Source organism: Bacteroides sp. An19 (assembly GCF_002160215.1).
GTDB classification, from domain to species: Bacteria; Bacteroidota; Bacteroidia; order Bacteroidales; family Bacteroidaceae; genus Phocaeicola; species Phocaeicola intestinalis.
The window spans coordinates 34,812-54,274 of sequence record NZ_NFKD01000014.1; the positions used below are offsets into that span (position 1 = coordinate 34,812).

The following is a 19,463-nucleotide window of genomic DNA, read 5'->3' on the forward strand; positions in this document are numbered from 1 at the left end:
ATTGTTGATAAAAAAGATCAAATTCTATATTCAAGAATAGTTCGCTTGTTATCTAATTTTCAGAATTTTCATCATTCTCTTTCAGCCCCAACCGTTCACACAATTCCGGGTCTGCCTTGATGCGCTCCATCTCCTCATTGACAATCGCCTGCGCATCCGCCTTGATGCGGTCGTAGTTGCGCTGGATCTGCTGGAGCATGATGTCATTGCCGTCCCTGTCCTTGAAAGCGTTGATGACAGGTATTTTTTTGTACGCTTTCTCCTCGGCACTGACCCTGGCATGGTCCACCACAATTTCGGCATGGAAAATCTTCTGGTCAATCTTCTCGCCGAAGTTGTCCGACACCGAACCGACAAAGGTACCCTGCGAGAGGTTGGCAATCTTGGATGCCGGAATGAGCGAATCGAGCTGGGTATTGATGGACGTGGACACATCCTGCCGGTTGATGGAAACGGACTGCCGCTGCTGGAGCACCTTGCCGAAGCGTTCGGAAAGCGTCTTTGCCGTTTCCCCCACCACCTGGCCGCTGAAGATGTTACCTACCGTATTCTGGATGACCTTGGACTCTTTTTCACCATAGTCCCTGTTGAGCTGGCTGAAATCCTGAAAGCCCAACAGGACAGCCACCTTGTTGCTTCGGGCGGTGGCTATCAGGTTGTCCAGCCCGCGGAAGTAGATGGTGGGAAGTTCGTCAATGATGACCGTGCTCTTCAACTGCCCCTTCTTGTTGATGAGCTTGACGATGCGGGAATTGTACAGCCCCAAGGCTGCGGAATAGATGTTCTGGCGGTCGGGGTTGTTGCCCACACAGAGAATCTTGGGTTCCAGCGGATTGTTGATATCCAGCGAAAAATCGTTGCCCGTCATCACCCAGTAAAGCTGCGGGGAAATCATACGGGTCAGGGGAATTTTCGCACTGGCTATCTGGCCCTGGAGCTGGTCCTGCGCTCCGCCTTTCCAAGCATCCATGAAGGGGGAAAGATAGTTCTCCAACTCCGGATAGGAAGTCAGGATGGTAAACAAGTCGGAATACGGTTTGTTCAACAGTTCGACGGCATGAGGGAACGTGCAATAGATGCCGCCCTTAAAAATTTTGAGGTACCAAATGATGGCTGCAAGAAGGATAATCGGAGACTCCACGAAGAAGTCGCCCTGTTTTTCAATCCAGGTGCGGTTCAAGTTGAGCATAATCGTGTAGCTTGCCTCGTACGCATCGGAAATGTCCGTCATGAACTCCGGATTGATGGGATTGCAGCGGTGCGAGCGGCGCGGGTCGTCAAAGTTGATAACATAGAACTTGGGAGTGACCTTGTACTTGTCCGTATTATGCAGTAACGTGTTGTAGGCAATGGTGGAGAGGTCGTCGAATTTGTAGTCGTACAGGTAGCAACTGAAACCCTTGGAAATCATCTGGCGGATATAGCTGTTGACCACCGCATAGGACTTTCCCGATCCCGGCGTGCCCAGCACGATGGAAGCCCGGAAGGGGTTGACCACATTAATCCACCCGTCGTGCATCCTGCCCCCGTAACGGAAGCGCGTAGGCAGGTTGACGGAATACTCGTTCACCATCAGCCGGGTTTCCTGCATGAAGCTCTCGTTCTCGATGTTGAAGCGGTCCTCCATCAGCCGGTGCCGGAACAGACGGCTCATCCACAAGCCCGCCTTCAACAGGCAGAGATAGCCGACGGCGAGGGTAAAGACATACAAAGCCGTGACCGCCCCGTGAGGGAGGGAGAGGTCCAGCAGCCACCAGTTGAGAAAGAACAGCACCGTCCCGGCGAAGAGTGCCGTACCGATTCCCTTCCAGGTAATCTTTTCCCCTTTGACGCCTATCGTACCCAGGCAGGATATGGCCAGCAGCAGGACTACCGCCAGCTTGCTCCAAAGAATACAGTTGAAAATTCCCGTGGTACGGTTGAAGTTCAACAATATCCTGTCCACCACCTCCAGCGTCAGGTTCCAGTGGTGAAAACTCGGATAACAGTACACATAGACATGTACCACCCCCAAAAAAATGCTCACAGCCCTGCCGAAATCCATGATTTTGGCAAGCGCCCTCAAATCGTCTTCCTGTTGCATAGAGTTAAAAAATTATTCGTTGTTCCTATACGGTCAAATACCGCGTGACCTGCGCTTCTGCTGTTTTTTCTTGCGTTTCATACGGCGGCGGAAAGCCTCTTCCTCGTAGTCGACCGCCGGATTCTGTTCCATGGAGAGGATGCCGGCCGCCTGTTCCAACACGCTGCCCTGTTCCGGACGGCGGCTGCGCCAAAGTTCGGCAGAGGAATCCGTCCGCGCAGGAGCCGGGATGCCTTCCCACCAGCGGAAAAGTTCGTTGAGCACATTCGCCGAGAACTCCCTGCCCATGCGCGAGCCGTTGAACACCTCGTGGCGGTCACGGTCGATGAAAGTCACTCCATATATCCTGCCGGACGCGTTCTCGCGGAACACTATCCCGATATGCTGTCTGTCCAGCATCCTGACCAGCTCCTCCCGCGAGCGGGCGTTGCGCATGGCTTCCGCCACCTGCCGCTGTATGGACGGTGCCCACCTGCCTTCCCTGAAGTCCTTCGCATGCACCAGCATCCTCCTGTCCAGCCCTTCCTTCCCGAACCGTTTGCCGAACCGGGAACTCTTGAACGGCGGGCTGACCACCTTCCCGTTGTCGTCCGTTGCCGCATATACGATGCCGGTATAGGACCTGCCGCCGTATTCGCCCCGCACCAGCTTCGCTTCAATATTGAGCGTGGACAGCAGCGCGCTGTATTCGCCGAAGGTCTGGAAACGGTAGCTTTCCAGCACAGCTTTCAGCGTGTTGCCTACCTGGTGGCGTACGTCACCTGACGAAGCATCCACCTTCTTCAGTTCCGTTCCCCACTCACGCTCCTGTACTTCCGCACCGTTGCGCAGACCGAATTCCTGTTCCAGTTCACGGCAGGCCGTCATGGACCGGCGGTGTTCATAAACGTCACTGATTTTCCGTCCCTCATCGTCCACGCATACGCTGACGATGTGGATGTGCGGATTGTGCGTGTCGCCGTGCCTGAACACGATGTAAGGCTGGCTGCCATAGCCCATCTTTTCCATGTACTTTTCCGCCAGCCTTTCCAATTGTCCGTCCGTCAGCGTATCTTCCGGTGCCGGACTGAGGGCGATGTGCAGGACCGGCTTCTCGGTACGCCGGTTCGCCAGCAAGTGGTTCTCGAAGGAAAGCAGCGCCAGCCGCATGTCCCCGCCCGGCTGGTCCGGACGGTCGGATATGATGCGGTTGCCTGAAAGGACCTGTGCCGTACCTGCCGCCACCTTGTTGAAATTATAGGCAAGCGCCCCGTAAAGGCTTGCCCCATGGCTTATCTTTGCAACCATTTCCGCTGGTATTCTTCGGTGAGCGCCATCACTTTCCTGCACACGAGTATCAGTTCCAAGTTGGACTTCTCCAGCCGGTAGAGCAAAGCCATCGCCCGTTTTTCCCCGAAGTTGTTGCGGATGGAACGTACCACCTGATTGTAGTTGTTGCCCACCGCCTGGAACTGCCTGTAGAACTCGGTCAGCCGGACGTAATAGTCCATGCCGGCCTTGTCCACCTTCACTACTTTGAGCGTGCCTCCAAAGACGGCCTTCTTGATGAAAAGCGTACGGTCCCTGGCTCCCGATTCCGCCAACAGTCTGTCGAACTTCGCCTTCTCCGCCGCATTCAGGCGGAAGCTGTATTTGTAGTCCGCCGGATCGTTTTTGGGCTTCCTCCCTGTTCTTGTCCTTGTGTCTTTACCCATAAATTTCCCTTGTTTTCGACTTTGGAGAAAAACACCCGCTCCGGGCGGGCCGGAGGTCTTTGTCGGGCAGAAGCATTTCTGTCGGACAAAGACACAACTTGCTCTGTTCGTTTGAACAGAGAATCCGCCTTCGCCGGATTGCCGTGCGACGCTTGCGGAGCGTGGCAGGCCGGTGAAGTGCATTTCCCTCTTCCGTCATGATTCACGGTGCAAAATTAGTCCCTTTCAACGGGCTGTCAAACAGCCGTTTGCCTGACATGTGAGGACATCTGACGTCGTATCATGCCAAAGCACTCTACCGGTCATCCATGTGACGGAAATACTTCCTACTTTTGACGTGACGCAAGAGGGCATGCAGTGCTACGCATCCGTTCATATCCTGCCATACACAAGATATGACAGGGATGTCTTGCTTCCAACATTGCATGGATGCCGTGTATGCGGCAATGCCGGACGGGATGCACCGCCATACGAAACACATTGCCCTGTCGCGTGCCATGAGAGTGAACCGAAAAATGAATATTCACCTAAATTCAAGAAGTTATGAGAAAGAAGAAAAGCCTGTTTGAAAGCCTGTGCCGGAAAAAGGAAAGCGGCGGCACCATCCTGGTAGAGAAAATAACACTCGGCGCCGTCCCGGATGACCGGGAAGGAAACGCAGCCGAAGATCTGCGGATGCAGGAAACCTATGAAGACCTCTTCCTGGACCGCAACGAAACCGTACACCGCAAGCAGACTTACATCAGTTGTGAAACCTACTCCCTGCTTGCCCGCATATTGCCCATGGTCAAGGAAGGGATGACCGTACCCGCCTTTCTGGACAATGTGCTGGCCCATCACCTGAAGACCTACGGGGCGGAACTGGAAGAACTGTTTCACCGCAAGCTGGATGATGTAAAGTTCTGACCGCAGCCTTGCAACAGGTATCGTGACATGATACGGCCACCGTTGCATCACTTGCCGTGACACAGTACATACAGGGATGCAACAGGTATGATGGTGCATCGGATATGTCAATGCCTTGTGGCCTGTAACGTCCTGCATTGCCTCCTGCAAGTATGGCCCTGATGCATTCCATATTATATTGCATGGATGCATTGGTGACAATCCTGCCATGTGTCCTTTGATACCATACACTTTGGCGTATATACAGTACCTTATATGCTGCATTGTAGCAACGGGCGCAGTGTATGCGGCAAGGCACTGGTGCAAGGCATTCCGTATGGCAATCCTTATCTGCAAGAACAACCAATCAATCCAAAGAAAATACAATGGAAAAGAAGAAGAAAGAACCTTTGTTCGTTGCCTTGAGCAACCAGAAAGGAGGCGTCGGCAAGTCCACGCTGACGATACTCCTTGCCAGCTATTTCCACTACCGGAAAGGCAGAAACGTGCTGGTCGTGGACTGCGACTATCCGCAACACAGCATCCGCGACATCCGGGAATGGGACATCAAGACAGTGGAAAAGAACGAAAAGCTCCAGGGAAAGCTGCTGGAACAGTTTGAGGGAAGCGAGCGGAAAGCCTATACCGTGCTGACCTCCACCCCCGAAGACGCCAAGCAGACCGCCTACGAATTCCTGGACCGCTCGGAAACCGCCTATGACCTTGTGCTGACGGACCTGCCCGGAACGGTGAATGCCACAGGCGTGTTCCGTTCCCTGGTGAACATGGACTATCTGTTCGTGCCGGTGACACAGAACCGGATGGTCATGCAGAGCAGCATGAACTTCGTGCTTGCCATCCGGGAACTGCTTTCCCGCAATGACAGTTTCCCGCTGAAGGACATCCGCCTGTTCTGGAACTGCATGGACCGCCGGGTGTCCAAGGAACTTTACCGCGCCTACACGGAAATCTTCCGCCATCTGAAGCTGAAAACGCTGGAAACCGTATTGCCGAAGGCGGAACGCTTCAACCGGGGCATCTGCACGGACGGCCAGGTATTCCGCAGCACGCTGTTTCCTCCTTCACCTTCCCTGCTGAAAGGGAGCCATATCGACCTGCTTGCCGACGAACTGGAAACGATACTCGGACTTACTGACTAAAAATACAGCATACTATGGCAAACAGAAACCGTAAAATATATGATGTGGACGAGGATGTCCTCAAACGGGTAGTGGCGGGAGATACGGCCGCCCTTGAAGAAATGACGGACGACGGAGCATCCTCTTCGCCTAAAAGGAAGGACGCAAAAGACGGGGAAAAGGAAACGAAACCCCTTCACGGGGCCCCACCGGAACAGGAAGCGTACCGGAAACGCTTTCTTGCGGAACGTCTCAAAGGCACCCGGCGGCAGACCTACATCCACGATGCGCTGTACCGCGCCATCGCGGGTGTACTGCCGGTAATCGCACCGGACCTGTCGGTACCCGCTTTCGTGAACAACGTGCTTTCGGACCACCTGAAGCAGTATGAAGAAATTATCAATGGGATTTATAATGAAAAAGCCACCCAAAAACCTATACAATGGAAGAAGTAATCTATCTGTCGGTACGGACGGCCTGTGCCGCCTATATCTTATACAAGGTATGGCAAGCGAAAAGCCAAGTCAAAAGAATCTGTGATGCGCTGTATGCCGTTTCCTCCTCCGCCCAAGCGGAGAAAAAAGGAACGCCGCTTCCCGAAGCGATTCCGGAAGCGGATGTGATGGGCGGTACGCAGTCCGTCTATTTAGACGAGAACACGGGCGAAACGGGAGCCCCGTTCCTAAGCCTGCCTCTGGAGAAGGATTTTATCGGCGAGGAAGCGGAAATGCCGGAAGAGGACGTGGAATGCACGCTGGATCTGGAACGGATGCGCCTGTTGCAGGAGGAACAGGAGGAACTGGATGCCATGAATATACCCACGGAAGCCGTGTCGCAACCGGTAACACAGGCGGATCTGGTGAACATGGCCGACGTACTGTTCAACCGGAACCGGGCCAGGGAGAACGAGGAACAGTCGTCCCGTGCCGCCCTTACGCTGCATACAATACGTGAAACGGAAATGTTCGCGGTCATTGAGGCGCAGGTGGAAAACAAGGAGGTCATCGAGGAGCTGATGGGAAGGTATTTGGATGAAGAGGGGAATCCAAAGCCGGTCAGGAACAGTGCTCCTCCTAAAAATGAATTCGGAAAGGATTGGAAAACACTGATAGCGTAAATAAAAACGCCCGATACAGTTGTTTCACACGTGTGTGAGTCTGTGCTGTGCCGGGCGTTGTTATTTTTCCTGTCACAAAGGCAGTTCCTGCAATTTCCCGATATCTGTCCTGATACGGGTAATTTCATCATATTGCCCAAAAGCCAGGGCCGACCTCATGACATTCTGTTCAAAATCTACCCCGGTATTTTCACACAGTTTTTTCCCGATGGATACCAATGCATTGTAGAGGTCATGACCGCGAACATACAGGTATGCATTCGTTTCCCGCAGTCCCAAAACTTCATAGCGGCCCCTCTCCACTCCAAAGTCAAACCCGTATTGCGCAGCCACGTCCACCGTTTCAGCAGCCAGATTTTCTTGCATGCGCTTCAGGAAAGCCGCGCCGTTGTCCAGTTCATCCCCTTGCCGGTATTGAAACGCGACACACCGGTGGAAGTCGCCCCGTCTGAAACGGGGATGATTCTCCCTTTCCTGATGCAGCATCAACAGGAAAGGCTCGTACACGATCCGGGAATATCCTTCCAGAAAAGAGCGGAAGTCAAACTGTTTTCTCCCTTCCACTTCATCAAAGGCCTGCTGCAATTTGTCGGCAAACGCACAATGGTTTTCCCAAGAATAGGCATAGGTCTGCAGGATTCCCCTTTCCGCCCGCAAGTCCTCACCGGAAAGATAGCGGAGGTCGCTGTCTATGCAGATGAAGAACCGTCGGGAAAGGAAGTCCTTGTATTTCAAGCATTGCGTGCATCCGGTAGTGGGAGAACCTTTCTCATTGGTCGTTGCCCGCATGAACTTGTAATGTCCCGTACGGTATTGGGAAAGGCACTGTTGCCAGAACCAAATGTCATCCGTGTCTTCCACATGAACCACGGCATCTACGTTGTAGAGTCTGGCGGATGCCGCCAGCCCTTTGGCCGCTTTGGCATAAAAGTCACGCTTATCCGCTTCCATCATGGCCGCTCCAAATCTTGAATGAACACAATCTTGTCCTCCCAGCCATTGGCAAAGATATTCGGGGAATGGGTGGTCAGTATTACCTGACAATACGGATTCAACTGCCGTATCCATTCGATCAGACGATCCTGCCAGCTGATGTGCAGGGAGATTTCCGGCTCGTCCATCAACAGTACATTCGGTTTCTCCTCCTGAAGGAAAACGGTGGTCAGAATCAGCAGCATCTGCTTTTCACCGGAAGAAAGCTGGTCCAGTTGGATTTTTCTACCAGAGTGATCAACAGTTGATGCATTGCCCGCCAAATGCTTTCCTTCTGTTTCCCGGATTGAAAAAACAAGTGTGTTATTTTGCGGGTCTATCGTAATCTCTTTGCCTGTTTCCTTAAACAAGGTATTGACCAATTTGAAAAAAGTGTCGATCCGCTTCCGAATCATATCCGCCTTGTCCGGATAGTTCAACATCTTCATCCGGTAATCGAAAAACGAAGTGCCCTCCCCGTTCTGGTTGATGACATGTTTGAGTTCCTGAAGCAATATGCTTTCCGTCTTTTTCTTCGCGTTGGCAGGCACATCAAATGAACGGATGTATGTGACCGGACTGTCGATGGCCGTGCCACTGACGGATTCAGCAATCCCTTTCTTTATTTTCTGTCCAGTATAGTAATCCGACATCAGGTTGAGCAGGGTCGTCTTTCCACAGCCGTTGATGCCGACAAGGATATTCACATCATCGTGTATGCCTTCCCATTGCAGGTCAAGCCTTCCCCACATCCTCCGTACCTGAAACCAGCCTATATATTTGCCTTTATTTTCCATACAAATTCATTTTTGAAATACAAAACTATTAAAATTCAGGCAAATGCACAACTTCTGTCCGGCAAAATTGCTGAAACTGCGTTGTTTTCAACCCGTTCCATTGCTTATGGCATTATTTTTCTGATAGAGAACAGACAGCCCTTAAACAAAAAGTTCCGCCCTGGTACGCTGGTCTGCGGGAAGCGTGGCGGATTCTAGCGATGCAAAGGTATGCTTTTTATCTTACACTGCAAAACCCTGGATTGGAAATCCTAACGGGACATTTATAATGTTGCATGTAGCATGGCTTCTGATACCTGAAAACAAAGCATCAAGGATGCTGAATCATTTTTGGAACTGACATCTGAAGACATCTGCCGCCATGTGGTGAAACACCTGTACCATGCTGCATTCTCCACCTCTATATTTGCACCGAAATCAATTGTGTAACCCCAAAAACGATTCAAGCATGAGAAAAAGAATCCTTTTTACCGCATTGAGCGTATTAGTGACGGCAGGGGCTTTCGCCCAGGGCGAGGGACTTGCAGGCATCAACGAGGCCACCAGCCTCATGACCAGCTATTTTGACCCGGCGACGAAGCTGTGTTATGCCATCGGCGCCGTGCTCGGCCTGGTGGGAGGTATCAAGACCTACGGAAAGTTCTCCAGCGGAGACCCCGACACGTCGAAGACCGCCGCGAGCTGGTTCTTCGCCTGTATCTTCCTGATTGTGGCCGCCACCATCCTGCGTTCCTTCTTCCTCTGAGCCTATGGAGTACGACGTGAACAAGGGCGTGGGAAAACAGGTGGAGTTCAAGGGGCTTACCTCCATGTACCTCTTCATCCTGGCGGGCGGACTCGCCGCCGTGCTGCTGGCGGTGGTCGTCCTTTACCTCGCCGGTGCGGGGCAATGGACCTGCATCCTGGGCGGCATCTTCGCCGGCAGCCTGCTGGCCTGGGGCGTGTTCCGGCTGAACGCGCGGTTCGGCGAACACGGGCTGATGAAGATGCTGGCGGAAAAGCGCCACCCGCGCTACCTGATCCGGCGCAGAAAGATATTCCGAATGTTGAACCCTGAAAGAAAGCCATGAGAAACATACTGAAAGCCGAGACACTGGAACGGAAATTCCCCCTGCTTGCCGTGGAGCACGGCTGCATCGTGTCGAAGGACGCGGACCTGACGGTCGCCTTCGAGGTGACGCTGCCCGAGGTGTACACCGTGGCGGCGGGGGAATACGAAGCCATCCACTCCGTGTGGGTGAAAGCCATCCGGGTGCTGCCCGACTATTCCATCGTGTGCAAGCAGGACTGGTTCACAGAAGAGAGCTACCGGCCGGACTGGGAAGGCAGGGAGATGAGCTTCCTGGCCCGGAGCTATGAACGCCACTTCAACGAGCGTCCCTACCTGAACCACCGCTGCTACCTCTACGTGACCAAGACCGTGCGGGAACGGAGCCGCCGGAACAGCGACTTCAGCACCCTGTGCCGGGGGCATATCCTGCCCAAGGAAGTGACGGACAAGGAGGCCGCCTCCCGTTTCATGGAGGCGGTGGAACAGTTCGAACGGATTGTCAACGACTCGGGGCATGTGCGCCTGCGCCGCCTGCCGCCGGAAGAAATCACGGGCACGGAAGAGCGTCCGGGGCTGGTGGAACGCTACCTGTCCCTTTCTCCGGAAGGCGGGCAAACGGTGCTGGAAGACATCTGCCTGGAGCCGGACCGGATGCGCATCGGAGACAAGCGGCTGTGCCTGCACACCCTCTCCGCGGCGGACGACCTCCCCGGCAAGGTGGGCACCGACATGCGCTACGGGCGGATGTCCACGGACCGCAGCGACTGCCGCCTCTCGTTCGCCGCCCCCGTAGGACTGCTGCTCCCCTGCAACCACATCTATTCGCAGTATGTCTTCATCGATGACGCGCGGACGGTGTTGCAGGACATGGAGAAGACCGCCCGGAACATGCTCTCCCTCTCCCGATACAGCCGCAGTAACGCAGTAAACCGGGAATGGGTGGAAATGTACCTGGACGAGGCCCACACGAAAGGCGTGCTGCCCGTGCGCTGCCACTGCAACGTGCTTGCCTGGGCGGAAGACGGGGAAAGCCTGCGGCGTGTCAAGAACGATACGGGAAGCCAGCTGGCCATGATGGAATGCACGCCCCGCCACAACACGGTTGACGTACCGGTGCTGTACTGGGCGGGCATCCCCGGCAATGCGGGCGACTTTCCTGCCGAGGAAAGCTTCCACACCTTCCTGGAGCAGGCGGTATGCCTGTTCACGGAAGAGACGAACTACCGCAGTTCACTCAGCCCGTTCGGCATCCGTATGGCGGACCGCCAGAGCGGGGTACCCGTACACGTGGACCTCAGCGACGAACCGATGAGGCGGGGCATCATCACCAACCGCAACAAGTTCGTGCTCGGCCCGTCCGGAAGCGGGAAATCGTTCTTCACCAACCACCTGGTGAGGCAGTATTATGAACAGGACACCCATATCCTGCTGGTGGACATCGGGAACAGCTACCAGGGGCTGTGCAGGCTGATCAACCGCCGCACGAAGGGCGAGGACGGCATCTACCTGACCTATGAGGAAGACAATCCGATTGCCTTCAACCCCTTCTATACCGATTCCGGGGAGTTCGACGTGGAGAAGCGCGAAAGCATCAAAACGCTGATTCTGACCCTCTGGAAACGGGAGGACGAGGCGCCGAGCCGTTCGGAGGAAGTCGCCCTGTCCGGCGCGGTGAACGCCTATATCCGGAAAATCACGCAGGACCGGAGCCTGAGACCGGACTTCAACGGTTTCTACGAGTTCGTACGCGACGATTACCGCCGGATGATGGAAGAGAAGAAGGTACGTGAAAAGGACTTCGACATCGACGGTTTCCTGAACGTGCTGGAACCCTTCTACCGGGGAGGCGACTATGACTTCCTGCTGAATTCCGGCCGGAAGCTGGACCTCACGAACAAACGGTTCATTGTCTTCGAGCTGGACAACATCTCCTCGAACAAGGTGCTGCTGCCGGTGGTGACGCTGATCATCATGGAAACCTTCATCGGCAAAATGCGCAAGCTGAAAGGCGTCCGGAAAATGATACTGATCGAGGAATGCTGGAAGGCCCTGATGTCGGCGAACATGAGTGAATATGTAAAATATTTGTTCAAGACCGTCCGGAAATACTTTGGGGAAGCGGTAGTGGTCACCCAGGAAGTGGACGACATCATCTCCTCGCCCATTGTGAAAGAGGCCATCATCAACAACAGCGACTGCAAGATTCTGCTTGACCAGCGGAAATACATGAACAAGTTCGACCAGATACAGAAACTGCTCGGGCTGACGGACAAGGAAAAGGGGCAGATCCTCTCCATCAACCAGGCGAACCGCCCGGGGAACACCTACCGCGAGGTATGGATCGGGCTGGGAGGCACCCGTTCTGCCGTGTACGCCACGGAGGTGAGCGAAGAAGAGTACCTGGTGTACACGACGGAGGAATCCGAGAAACTGGAACTGCAACGGCTGGCGGACGGGCTGGACGGCGACCTGGAACTTGCCGTGCGCCGCCTTGCCGGAAAAAGACGCGATGAAAAGAAACAACCCTAAAAACAGAAACAATCATGAAAAAGAACAGACAACTGCCGAAGCTGGCCGCCTGCCTCATGGGGGCGGCAGCCCTGATGCTGCAAGGATGTGCGGACATCAAGGGGCCGAAAACGGAAAAGCTGTGCGGGCCGTGGACAAGCGTGGAGGGGAAACCCGACGTGCTGGTTTACCGGGAAGGGGATTCCTACAAGGTGACGGTGTTCGCCCGCAGCGGGAAGACACGCCGCCTGAGGCCGCAGACCTACCTGCTGGTGGAAGAGGACGGGAACCTCTTTATCAATACCGGATACCGCATTGACGTGGCCTACAACGAGGCTGCCGACGTGCTGACCTTCTCTCCGGGAGGCGACTATGTACGGAAGGAGGTACAGCCATGAGAGCGGGAAAAATCCTGGCATTCGGCCTGGTGGCAGCGCTCGGCACGTCCGCCGCACAGGCGCAATGGGTGGTGAGCGACCCCGGGAACCTCGCGCAAAGCATCATCAACATGTCGGACAACATCGCCCACACCTCGAAGACGGCCGTGAACACGGCGGAGAGCTTTGCTGAAACCGTGAAGATCTACGAACAGGCCAAACGCTACTACGATGCGCTGAAAAGCGTGAACAACCTGGTGCGTGACGCCCGCAAGGTACAGGAAATTATCCTGATGACCGGTGAGGTGTCGGACATCTACGTGACGAACTTCGGGAAGATGATGGACGATGAGAACTTCTCCCCGGAAGAGCTGGACGCCATCGCCTTCGGCTACACGAAGCTGTTGGAAGAGAGCAACGGCGTGCTGCAGGACCTGAAACAGGTGATCAACGTGAGCACGCTCTCCATGACGGACAAGGACCGCATGGACGTGGTGGACGGATGCTACCGCAGCATGCGGCGCTACCGGAACCTGGTGAGCTATTATACGAACCGCAACATCGCCGTCAGCTTCCTGCGTGCCCGGAAGAAGAACGACCTGGACCGCGTGATGCGGCTCTACGGGAAAGCTGACGCCAAATACTGGTAGCCCATGACGTTGCTTTCAATAGACTTCACCAACCTGCACACCGTGCTGGAAAGCCTCTATGAAGAGATGATGCCCCTGTGCGGCGACATGCTCGCCGTGTCGAAAGGGCTTGCCGGGCTGGGCGCCCTGTTCTATGTGGCCGTCCGCGTATGGCAGTCGCTGGCGCGGGCCGAACCGATAGACGTGTACCCGCTGCTGCGCCCCTTCGCCGTCGGCATCTGCATCCTGCTGTTCCCGACGCTGGTGCTGGGCACGCTGAACAATACGCTGGGGCTCATCGTGCAGGGGACGCACTCCATGCTGGAGACACAGACGATGGACATGGAGAAATACCGGGAACAAAAGGACAAGCTGGAGCGGGAAGCCATGCTGCGCAACCCCGAAACCGCCTACCTGGTCAGCGACGAGGAGTTTGACCGGCAGCTGGACGAGTTGGGATGGTCTGTCGGGGACGCCGCCACGCGGATGGGCATGTACATGGAAGTGGGGATGTACAACCTCGAAAAGAACATCCGGGACGCATTCCGCAGCCTGCTGGAACTGCTGTTCGCCGCCGCCTCGCTGCTGATAGACACGGTGAGGACGTTCTTCCTCGTGGTGCTCTCCATCCTCGGTCCCGTGGCCTTCGCCTTCTCCGTATGGGACGGGTTTCAGTCCACGCTCGCCCAATGGTTCACCCGGTACATATCCGTCTATCTCTGGCTGCCTGTGAGCGACCTGTTCAGCTGCATGCTCGCCAAGATACAGGTGCTGATGCTCCAGAATGACATTCTGGAACTGCAGAGTAACCCCGACTATTCGGTGGACAACTCCAATGCCGTGTACATCATCTTCATGCTGATAGGCATCATCGGTTACTTCACCGTGCCGACCGTGGCGGGATGGATCGTGCAGGCAGGCGGAGGAGGGAACTACAACCGCAACATCAACCGCAGCGCCGTGAAAGGCGGCGGGCTGGCCGCAGGAGCCGCAGGCTCCGCGCTCGGCAACGTCGGAGGCAGGCTGCGGGGAAAATAACCCAAGAAAAACAGATTATGGAATTCAAGTCATTGACCAACATTGAAACGGGCTTCCGCCGCATCCGCCTGATGCTGGCCGTGTTTGTCGGCTGCTGCACGCTCGTCACCGGCTATGCCCTGTGGAGCTCGTTCCGATTCGCCGAAAAGCAGCGGGAAAAGATCTATGTGCTGGACGGCGGGAAGTCGCTGATGCTCGCCCTTTCGCAGGACCTCTCCCAGAACCGTCCCGCAGAGGCCAGGGAGCATGTACGGCGTTTCCACGAGCTTTTCTTCGGCCTCTCGCCGCAGAAGGACGCCATCGAGCACAACATCAACCGTGCCTTGCAGCTCGCCGACCGGAGCGCCTACCGGTACTATACGGACTTTGCCGAGAAAGGCTACTACAACCGCCTGATATCGGGCAACGTGAACCAGGTGCTCCAGGTGGACAGCGTGTCGTGCGACTTCTCCGTGTACCCTTACCGGGTGAAGACCTACGCACGCCAGCTGATTATCCGAGAGAGCAACGTGACGGAACGCTCGCTGGTGACCGGATGCGAGCTGCAGAACACCTCACGCTCGGACGCGAACCCCAACGGGTTCATCATCGAGCATCTGGTGATACTGGAAAACAGGGACCTCAGAAGCGCGGAACGATGAACAGGCGGAAAAACTTCTGGAAACGGGCGGACATCCGGCTGCGGATGTCCTGCCGGAAGCTGACGGAAAGGCAACGGGCCGCCGTACTGCTGGCCTTGTTCCTGCCTTTTCTTGCCGGGTGCGTCTACACCATAGGCACCGCCCTGCAGGGATTCGGGGAAAGGGACGGTCCCGGGCCGGAGGTGGAGCACATCCGCCCCATCGGCATCACATACGGAATCAAAAAAATGAACGAAAAAGAACAAGCGGAAAACAGACATGAAAATGAACATCGGAAAACTCAGGACGCTGCTGAAACTGCCTCCGCCCAAGGAAGGCGGCAAGCCGCTGACTGAAGAACAGAAACGGAAGCGGGCCGGATACATCGTCTATCCCGTCCTGGTACTCCTCTGCGCCGGGTGCATCTGGCTGGCCCTGTCCCCTTCGGAAAAGGAACAGGCAAAGGCCGGGCAGGGCAATGGCTTCAACACCGAAATCCCCCTGCCGGAAGACTCCCGGATGCAGGAGAGCAAGGTGGCCGCCTACGAACATGAGGAAATGGAGAAAAAAGAAAAGGAACGCAGGAGCACCTACCGGGAGATGGCCTCGCTGCTGGACCGGAAACAGGCAGACACGGTGCGGTTGCCCGACCTGCCTCCGGAAAAGCCCCGGAAAACGGCGAGCGGGCAGGAAACCGCCCGCTCGCCGTCCGCCGCCTACCGCGACATGAACCGCACCCTGAACAACTTCTATGAGCCGGCCTATGATCAGGAAAAGGAGGAACTGCGGAAACGCGTTGCGGAACTGGAACGGCGGCAGGCACAGCAGCCGGAGGCTTCCTCGGAATACTCGATGGAAGAGAAACTGGCGCTGATGGAGAAATCCTACGAACTGGCCGCCCGCTACAACGGAGGGCAGACGGCACAGGTCCGTCCGGCAACGGAAAGGCGTAAGGCGGAGGCCAGGCCGGTGACGGCTGTCCGGCACCAGGTGGTATCCTCCCTTCCCCGTCCGTCAGACAACCAGGAGCGTGCGGCGGCCTTTGCCGGGGAAAGGAACACGGGGTTCCACACGCCGGTCGGAAAGACGCTCGCTTCGGCCAGGAATACCATCGCCGCCTGCGTGCACGGCACCCAGACCGTGGCGGACGGGCAGACGCTCCGCATCCGCCTGCTGGAACCGATGGCGGTGGACGACCGGCTCATCCCGAAAGGGACGGTGCTGACCGGCGGCACACGGATGCAGGGGGAACGCCTGGACATCCTCATCTCTACCGTGGAGCATGACGGGTCGGTCATCCCCGTGGAACTGGAAGTGTATGATGCCGACGGGCAGCAGGGCATAGCGGTGCCGAACTCGATGGAATACGATGCCCTGCGCGAGATAGCCGCCAACATGGGAGGCTCGATGAACAGCAGCATCAACATCTCAACGGATGCCGGGGCGCAGATCGCCTCCGACCTGGGGAAAGGCGTGATACGGGGCGTGTCGCAATACGTCACCCAAAAGATGCAACGCGTGAAAGTGACGCTGAAAGCCGGACACCGGGTGCTGCTGTACCCGCCCGGACAATAATGAAGAAGAACCAAAGGACATGGGACAAACGATTATTCACCAAACAAGCAGACTTATGAAGAAAATCCTGATTCTGACTGTCGCCCTGTTGGGCATGAACGCCGCGCAGGCACAGCAAAGCAGCGGCGACTGGTTTGAAGGGCTGAGCCGCAAGATCGGATTCAGCCGGATGATTCCCCCGCACGGGCTGGAAATCACGTACGACAAAACGGTGCACGTCATCTTTCCTTCACCGGTAAGGTATGTGGACTTGGGGTCCACGGACCTGATAGCGGGAAAGGCGGACGGCGCGGAGAACGTGATCCGCGTGAAGGCCACCACGAAGAACTTCCGGCAGGAAACGAACATGAGCGTGATTACGGAAGACGGAAATTTTTACAGCTTCAATGTGAAGTACGCGGACGAGCCCCTGCTGCTGAACGTGGAGATGTGCGACTTCATCCATGACGGGGAAACGGTGAACCGCCCGAACAACGCGATGGAAATCTACCTGACGGAACTGGACAACGAGTCGCCCCGCCTGGTGCGCCTGATCATGAAGTCCGTGTATGAACGCGACAAGCGCCGCATCCGCCACATCGGGTGCAAGCGTTTCGGGGTACAGTTCCTCCTGAAAGGGCTGTACAGCCACGGCGGGCTGCTCTATTTCCACGCGCAGATAAAGAACGCCTCGCACGTGCCCTTCGATGTGGACTTCGTGACCTTCAAGATAGCGGACAAGAAGCTGGTGAAGCGTACCGCCATGCAGGAACAGGTGGTCTATCCGCTGCGGGCCTACAACTACGTGACCCGTGTGGACGGGAAGAAGTCCGAATGCACGGTGTTCGCCCTGCCGAAATTCACGATACCCGACGGGAAGAAACTGGTCGTGGAAATGTACGAGAAACGAGGCGGGCGTCACCAGACCTTCGAGCTGGAGAATGAAGACCTGGTACAGGCCGAGACCATCAATGAACTGCGTGTGCGATGAAGGGGAAGGTATTGTTTATAACCCTGCTTCTGTCCGTCCTTCTGGCAGGACGGGCGGAAGCCCAGCGGTGCCTGCCGGGCATGAAAGGCATACAGGTGTCAGCGGAGATGGCGGACGGATTCTATTCGCAGAGGAACCGGAAGGATGCCGGTTATGCCTTCTCGCTTGCCCTGTTCGCCTATGACAAAGGGGGCCACAAGTGGATGTACGGCATCGGGATGATGAAACGGCATTATCCCTACCGGAAAACCCGGATTCCGCTTGCACAATATACGGGGGAAGCGGGATACTGCTACAATTTCCTGTCCACACTGGGCAAGACAGTGTTCCTGAACGCCGGACTGTCGGGCCTGCTGGGGTATGAGCGCGTAAACGGCGGGAAACGGATGCTGGAAGACGGGGCTGTCCTGCAGGAAAGCGAATCCTTCATTTATGGAGGTTTCGTGACCCTCGAAACGGAAGCCTACCTGAGCGACTGCACCGTACTGGCTTTCCAGTTACGGGAACGCATCCTGTGGGGCAGCGCGGCCGGACATTTCCATACCCAATATGGAATCGCCCTCAAATACATATTCTGAACCTTACTGAAAACAAGAAACAATGATGAAAATGATGAAAAAGACATTTGACCGGATGAAAGCCGCCTGCTGCCTGGCAGCGGCGGTATGTTGCCTGGCTTCCTGTGACGAAGGGCCGGAGGTGCAGCAGGAATACCCGTTCACCGTGGAAGCCCTGCCGGTAACGGATGAACTCGTGGAAGGGGAAACGGCGGAAATCCGCCTGGAAATCATTCCCGAAGGGGAATTCAACGGCACCGTCTACACGCTGAGGTATTTCCAGCCCGACGGAGAAGGCATCCTCCAGCTGGCGGACGGCACGGCACTGAAACCCAACGACCGCTATCTGCTGGAAGACCTGAAATTCAGGCTGTACTACACTTCGGAAAGCAGCGATGAGGCACAGGCCATCGACCTCTATTTTGAAAACAACTGGGGAGCCGTCTGCCAGCTCAGCTTCAGTTTCAATGCGGAGGACAGCAATCCGGAAGAAAGCGTGACGGAGCCTGTCGGAACAGGAATGGAAAACGGAGAGGAGGGCACGGAATGAACATCCTGCTGTATGCCGACATACCCGGATTGCCGGAGTATGTCCTGCTGACCCAAAAGGCGGTGACCGTGCCTGCCATCGGCGACCGGCTCCGCATAAACGCGGACCGGCTTGCCTGCAAGTTTTCCCGGCAAGTGCTGGAAGAAACGCCCGCCTGCCATTGCTTTGAACGCAACGAAAGGACAGAAAGCATGAGTGTGGGGGATTTCCTGAAGGAGTGTGAACTGACGGTGAGCAGACGGGAATGGAGTTATGATGGCGGCACGCCCTGCTGCACGCTGGATGTGGAGGTGGTGGAATGGTAAACAGGATGAGAAAATCCATACCCGCCCTTTGCCTGCTGGGGCTGTTCCCCTGCCTGTTGGCGGCGCAGGACATGGAGGGACTGAAACGGCTGCCTCCTTTTGAACGCGCCATCCGACTGGTCATGCGGTATGAAGGCTGGCACGGGCCGGACAAGGCACCGTACATCGCTTACGGGCACCGCATCCTCCCGGGTGAACAGCTGTCCTACGGGATGAGCCGTGAGGAAGGAGAAGCGTTGCTAAGGAAAGACCTGCTGGAACGGTGCGCCCTCTTCCGGCGCTTCGGGGCGGACAGCCTCCTGCTGGCAGTGCTGGCTTATCAGGTCGGCCATAACCGGCTCCTGGGATACGGAAAGATGCCCAAAAGCAGGCTGATACGGAAGTTGGAGCGAGGGGAGCGGGACATCGAACGGGAGTACCTGTCGTTCCGGTGCTGGAAAGGCCGGGTCATCCCTTCCATCGAAAGGCGGCGCCGGATGGAACTGGCACTGCTGTATGAACCTTGACTTTATCAATTCTAACACACCTAAGGGACTGCGCAAAAAAAATACCATTTTTGACACAGTCCCTTTTTCATTCCATAACGGTTAACTTAA

The 19,463-nt window shown here is 55.9% G+C and carries 26 protein-coding genes; 20 read left to right on the plus strand and 6 right to left on the minus strand.

Annotated elements, in window-relative coordinates; all coding sequences use genetic code 11:
- Positions 1-52: 52 nt before the first annotated feature.
- The 4 genes from mobC to B5F25_RS21110 all read right to left on the minus strand — a co-directional run bounded on the left by mobC (position 53) and on the right by B5F25_RS21110 (position 4,276).
- Positions 53-2,083 (minus strand): conjugal transfer protein MobC, encoded by a 2,031-nt coding sequence (gene mobC, locus B5F25_RS07845; protein ID WP_087248763.1) that lies wholly within the window; start codon positions 2,081-2,083, stop codon positions 53-55.
- Positions 2,084-2,116: 33 nt separating this feature from the next.
- Positions 2,117-3,370, minus strand: a complete 1,254-nt coding sequence (gene mobB / locus B5F25_RS07850; protein WP_087248765.1) for a conjugal transfer protein MobB — start codon at positions 3,368-3,370, stop codon at positions 2,117-2,119.
- Complete coding sequence (gene mobA, locus B5F25_RS07855; protein ID WP_087248767.1) at positions 3,355-3,777, minus strand: conjugal transfer protein MobA; 423 nt, start codon at positions 3,775-3,777, stop codon at positions 3,355-3,357. Before mobA ends, mobB begins: the two co-directional genes overlap by 16 nt.
- Positions 3,778-4,072: 295 nt before the next feature.
- The gene (locus B5F25_RS21110; protein WP_140406890.1) at positions 4,073-4,276 is read right to left on the minus strand and encodes a hypothetical protein; all 204 of its coding nucleotides are present in this window, start codon (positions 4,274-4,276) and stop codon (positions 4,073-4,075) included.
- A gap of 44 nt (positions 4,277-4,320) precedes the next feature.
- Between B5F25_RS21110 and B5F25_RS07865 the strand changes: the two genes are divergently transcribed.
- From B5F25_RS07865 to B5F25_RS07880, 5 genes are all read left to right on the plus strand, one after another.
- On the plus strand, positions 4,321-4,683 hold the full coding sequence (locus B5F25_RS07865) for a DUF3408 domain-containing protein (protein ID WP_087248771.1): 363 nt from the start codon (positions 4,321-4,323) through the stop codon (positions 4,681-4,683).
- 255 nt (positions 4,684-4,938) lie between these two features.
- Complete coding sequence (locus B5F25_RS22220; protein ID WP_206423539.1) at positions 4,939-5,088, plus strand: hypothetical protein; 150 nt, start codon at positions 4,939-4,941, stop codon at positions 5,086-5,088.
- Complete coding sequence (locus B5F25_RS07870) at positions 5,049-5,822, plus strand: AAA family ATPase (RefSeq protein ID WP_087248773.1); 774 nt, start codon at positions 5,049-5,051, stop codon at positions 5,820-5,822. Before B5F25_RS22220 ends, B5F25_RS07870 begins: the two co-directional genes overlap by 40 nt.
- Positions 5,823-5,836: 14 nt before the next feature.
- Entirely contained in the window at positions 5,837-6,256 is a 420-nt protein-coding gene (locus B5F25_RS07875; RefSeq protein WP_087248775.1) for a DUF3408 domain-containing protein, read from the plus strand.
- On the plus strand, positions 6,244-6,918 hold the full coding sequence (locus tag B5F25_RS07880) for a DUF4122 family protein (RefSeq protein ID WP_087248777.1): 675 nt from the start codon (positions 6,244-6,246) through the stop codon (positions 6,916-6,918). The genes B5F25_RS07875 and B5F25_RS07880 overlap by 13 nt, the downstream gene beginning before the upstream one ends.
- A gap of 72 nt (positions 6,919-6,990) precedes the next feature.
- Here B5F25_RS07880 and B5F25_RS07885 read toward each other — a convergent pair whose 3' ends face one another.
- Positions 6,991-7,872 carry a DUF4435 domain-containing protein gene (locus B5F25_RS07885; protein ID WP_087248779.1) on the minus strand — a complete coding sequence of 294 codons (882 nt, stop codon included), beginning with the start codon at positions 7,870-7,872 and terminating at the stop codon, positions 6,991-6,993.
- Positions 7,869-8,687, minus strand: coding sequence for an ATP-binding protein (locus B5F25_RS07890; RefSeq protein WP_087248781.1), 819 nt, complete (start codon positions 8,685-8,687; stop codon positions 7,869-7,871). Before B5F25_RS07890 ends, B5F25_RS07885 begins: the two co-directional genes overlap by 4 nt.
- A gap of 12 nt (positions 8,688-8,699) precedes the next feature.
- Between B5F25_RS07890 and B5F25_RS21600 the strand changes: the two genes are divergently transcribed.
- The 15 genes from B5F25_RS21600 to B5F25_RS07960 all read left to right on the plus strand — a co-directional run bounded on the left by B5F25_RS21600 (position 8,700) and on the right by B5F25_RS07960 (position 19,373).
- The gene (locus tag B5F25_RS21600; RefSeq protein WP_143269870.1) at positions 8,700-8,885 is read left to right on the plus strand and encodes a hypothetical protein; all 186 of its coding nucleotides are present in this window, start codon (positions 8,700-8,702) and stop codon (positions 8,883-8,885) included.
- Positions 8,886-9,135: 250 nt separating this feature from the next.
- Positions 9,136-9,432 carry a DUF4134 domain-containing protein gene (locus tag B5F25_RS07895; protein WP_013617142.1) on the plus strand — a complete coding sequence of 99 codons (297 nt, stop codon included), beginning with the start codon at positions 9,136-9,138 and terminating at the stop codon, positions 9,430-9,432.
- 4 nt (positions 9,433-9,436) lie between these two features.
- The gene (locus B5F25_RS07900; protein ID WP_087248783.1) at positions 9,437-9,757 is read left to right on the plus strand and encodes a DUF4133 domain-containing protein; all 321 of its coding nucleotides are present in this window, start codon (positions 9,437-9,439) and stop codon (positions 9,755-9,757) included.
- On the plus strand, positions 9,754-12,267 hold the full coding sequence (locus B5F25_RS07905) for a TraG family conjugative transposon ATPase (RefSeq protein WP_087248785.1): 2,514 nt from the start codon (positions 9,754-9,756) through the stop codon (positions 12,265-12,267). The genes B5F25_RS07900 and B5F25_RS07905 overlap by 4 nt, the downstream gene beginning before the upstream one ends.
- 14 nt (positions 12,268-12,281) lie before the next feature.
- Positions 12,282-12,644 (plus strand): DUF3876 domain-containing protein, encoded by a 363-nt coding sequence (locus B5F25_RS07910; protein ID WP_087248787.1) that lies wholly within the window; start codon positions 12,282-12,284, stop codon positions 12,642-12,644.
- A complete protein-coding gene (locus B5F25_RS07915; protein ID WP_140406891.1) occupies positions 12,641-13,273 on the plus strand; it encodes a DUF4141 domain-containing protein in 633 nt (210 codons plus the stop codon). The genes B5F25_RS07910 and B5F25_RS07915 overlap by 4 nt, the downstream gene beginning before the upstream one ends.
- Positions 13,274-13,276: 3 nt before the next feature.
- On the plus strand, positions 13,277-14,290 hold the full coding sequence (traJ, locus tag B5F25_RS07920; protein WP_087248789.1) for a conjugative transposon protein TraJ: 1,014 nt from the start codon (positions 13,277-13,279) through the stop codon (positions 14,288-14,290).
- Between the two features lie 17 nt (positions 14,291-14,307).
- Positions 14,308-14,931: a conjugative transposon protein TraK gene (gene traK, locus B5F25_RS07925; protein ID WP_087248791.1), complete on the plus strand. Its 624-nt coding sequence runs from the start codon at positions 14,308-14,310 to the stop codon at positions 14,929-14,931.
- Complete coding sequence (locus B5F25_RS07930) at positions 14,928-15,266, plus strand: TraL conjugative transposon family protein (protein WP_162614374.1); 339 nt, start codon at positions 14,928-14,930, stop codon at positions 15,264-15,266. Before traK ends, B5F25_RS07930 begins: the two co-directional genes overlap by 4 nt.
- Positions 15,190-16,485: a conjugative transposon protein TraM gene (traM, locus tag B5F25_RS07935; protein WP_162614375.1), complete on the plus strand. Its 1,296-nt coding sequence runs from the start codon at positions 15,190-15,192 to the stop codon at positions 16,483-16,485. The genes B5F25_RS07930 and traM overlap by 77 nt, the downstream gene beginning before the upstream one ends.
- A gap of 55 nt (positions 16,486-16,540) precedes the next feature.
- Complete coding sequence (traN, locus tag B5F25_RS07940; protein WP_087248855.1) at positions 16,541-17,455, plus strand: conjugative transposon protein TraN; 915 nt, start codon at positions 16,541-16,543, stop codon at positions 17,453-17,455.
- Positions 17,452-18,033, plus strand: a complete 582-nt coding sequence (locus B5F25_RS07945; protein ID WP_087248797.1) for a conjugal transfer protein TraO — start codon at positions 17,452-17,454, stop codon at positions 18,031-18,033. Before traN ends, B5F25_RS07945 begins: the two co-directional genes overlap by 4 nt.
- A 31-nt stretch (positions 18,034-18,064) precedes the next feature.
- Complete coding sequence (locus tag B5F25_RS07950; RefSeq protein ID WP_162614376.1) at positions 18,065-18,562, plus strand: DUF3872 domain-containing protein; 498 nt, start codon at positions 18,065-18,067, stop codon at positions 18,560-18,562.
- Entirely contained in the window at positions 18,559-18,867 is a 309-nt protein-coding gene (locus B5F25_RS07955; RefSeq protein ID WP_087248799.1) for a hypothetical protein, read from the plus strand. Before B5F25_RS07950 ends, B5F25_RS07955 begins: the two co-directional genes overlap by 4 nt.
- Positions 18,868-18,872: 5 nt before the next feature.
- Positions 18,873-19,373 (plus strand): glycoside hydrolase, encoded by a 501-nt coding sequence (locus B5F25_RS07960; RefSeq protein ID WP_087248801.1) that lies wholly within the window; start codon positions 18,873-18,875, stop codon positions 19,371-19,373.
- Positions 19,374-19,463: the final 90 nt, after the last annotated feature.

Excerpts from the sequence above, each read along its gene's own strand:
- mobC (WP_087248763.1), bottom strand. The coding sequence starts at position 2,083 with ATGCAACAGGAAGACGATTTGAGGGCGCTTGCCAAAATCATGGATTTC.
- mobB (WP_087248765.1), bottom strand. The coding sequence starts at position 3,370 with ATGGTTGCAAAGATAAGCCATGGGGCAAGCCTTTACGGGGCGCTTGCC.
- mobA (WP_087248767.1), bottom strand. The coding sequence starts at position 3,777 with ATGGGTAAAGACACAAGGACAAGAACAGGGAGGAAGCCCAAAAACGAT.
- B5F25_RS21110 (WP_140406890.1), bottom strand. The coding sequence starts at position 4,276 with ATGGCACGCGACAGGGCAATGTGTTTCGTATGGCGGTGCATCCCGTCC.
- B5F25_RS07865 (WP_087248771.1), top strand. The coding sequence starts at position 4,321 with ATGAGAAAGAAGAAAAGCCTGTTTGAAAGCCTGTGCCGGAAAAAGGAA.
- B5F25_RS22220 (WP_206423539.1), top strand. The coding sequence starts at position 4,939 with ATGCTGCATTGTAGCAACGGGCGCAGTGTATGCGGCAAGGCACTGGTG.
- B5F25_RS07870 (WP_087248773.1), top strand. The coding sequence starts at position 5,049 with ATGGAAAAGAAGAAGAAAGAACCTTTGTTCGTTGCCTTGAGCAACCAG.
- B5F25_RS07875 (WP_087248775.1), top strand. The coding sequence starts at position 5,837 with ATGGCAAACAGAAACCGTAAAATATATGATGTGGACGAGGATGTCCTC.
- B5F25_RS07880 (WP_087248777.1), top strand. The coding sequence starts at position 6,244 with ATGGAAGAAGTAATCTATCTGTCGGTACGGACGGCCTGTGCCGCCTAT.
- B5F25_RS07885 (WP_087248779.1), bottom strand. The coding sequence starts at position 7,872 with ATGATGGAAGCGGATAAGCGTGACTTTTATGCCAAAGCGGCCAAAGGG.
- B5F25_RS07890 (WP_087248781.1), bottom strand. The coding sequence starts at position 8,687 with ATGGAAAATAAAGGCAAATATATAGGCTGGTTTCAGGTACGGAGGATG.
- B5F25_RS07895 (WP_013617142.1), top strand. The coding sequence starts at position 9,136 with ATGAGAAAAAGAATCCTTTTTACCGCATTGAGCGTATTAGTGACGGCA.
- B5F25_RS07900 (WP_087248783.1), top strand. The coding sequence starts at position 9,437 with ATGGAGTACGACGTGAACAAGGGCGTGGGAAAACAGGTGGAGTTCAAG.
- B5F25_RS07905 (WP_087248785.1), top strand. The coding sequence starts at position 9,754 with ATGAGAAACATACTGAAAGCCGAGACACTGGAACGGAAATTCCCCCTG.
- B5F25_RS07910 (WP_087248787.1), top strand. The coding sequence starts at position 12,282 with ATGAAAAAGAACAGACAACTGCCGAAGCTGGCCGCCTGCCTCATGGGG.
- B5F25_RS07915 (WP_140406891.1), top strand. The coding sequence starts at position 12,641 with ATGAGAGCGGGAAAAATCCTGGCATTCGGCCTGGTGGCAGCGCTCGGC.
- traJ (WP_087248789.1), top strand. The coding sequence starts at position 13,277 with ATGACGTTGCTTTCAATAGACTTCACCAACCTGCACACCGTGCTGGAA.
- traK (WP_087248791.1), top strand. The coding sequence starts at position 14,308 with ATGGAATTCAAGTCATTGACCAACATTGAAACGGGCTTCCGCCGCATC.
- B5F25_RS07930 (WP_162614374.1), top strand. The coding sequence starts at position 14,928 with ATGAACAGGCGGAAAAACTTCTGGAAACGGGCGGACATCCGGCTGCGG.
- traM (WP_162614375.1), top strand. The coding sequence starts at position 15,190 with ATGAAAATGAACATCGGAAAACTCAGGACGCTGCTGAAACTGCCTCCG.
- traN (WP_087248855.1), top strand. The coding sequence starts at position 16,541 with ATGAAGAAAATCCTGATTCTGACTGTCGCCCTGTTGGGCATGAACGCC.
- B5F25_RS07945 (WP_087248797.1), top strand. The coding sequence starts at position 17,452 with ATGAAGGGGAAGGTATTGTTTATAACCCTGCTTCTGTCCGTCCTTCTG.
- B5F25_RS07950 (WP_162614376.1), top strand. The coding sequence starts at position 18,065 with ATGATGAAAAAGACATTTGACCGGATGAAAGCCGCCTGCTGCCTGGCA.
- B5F25_RS07955 (WP_087248799.1), top strand. The coding sequence starts at position 18,559 with ATGAACATCCTGCTGTATGCCGACATACCCGGATTGCCGGAGTATGTC.
- B5F25_RS07960 (WP_087248801.1), top strand. The coding sequence starts at position 18,873 with ATGAGAAAATCCATACCCGCCCTTTGCCTGCTGGGGCTGTTCCCCTGC.